The organism is Halolamina salina, assembly GCF_042678005.1.
Taxonomy (GTDB): domain Archaea; phylum Halobacteriota; class Halobacteria; order Halobacteriales; family Haloferacaceae; genus Halolamina; species Halolamina salina.
The window spans coordinates 1-284 of record NZ_JBHUDH010000197.1; the positions used below are offsets into that span (position 1 = coordinate 1).

Genomic DNA, 284 nt, shown 5'->3' on the forward strand with positions numbered 1-284 from the left:
ACGACCGTGTCGGCGCCCGCCTCCCGCACCGCCCGGACGTCCTCACCGTTCGCGAGCCCGCCACCGTACCAGAGTCGCGAGCGGACGAGCGCGTCGTCGATCCGGTCGAGCGTCTCGATCGCCACGTCGCCGCCAAACGTCCCCGAGTACTCCAGGTAGACGATCTCGGACTCCAGGTGGCGGTCGGCGGCCATCGCCCGGCGCTTGGCCGTCGCGGGGTCGAGCACGTCCGACTCGTCGACGCCGGCCTCGCGGGCGGCGGCGCTGTCGGGGTTCTGGACGAT

1 protein-coding gene is annotated in these 284 nt (G+C 73.2%); it reads right to left on the reverse strand.

Annotated elements, in window-relative coordinates; all coding sequences use genetic code 11:
* Window positions 1–284 (reverse strand): geranylgeranylglyceryl/heptaprenylglyceryl phosphate synthase (locus ACFR9S_RS14310; protein WP_379818925.1); only part of this gene is annotated, 284 nt, incomplete at both ends.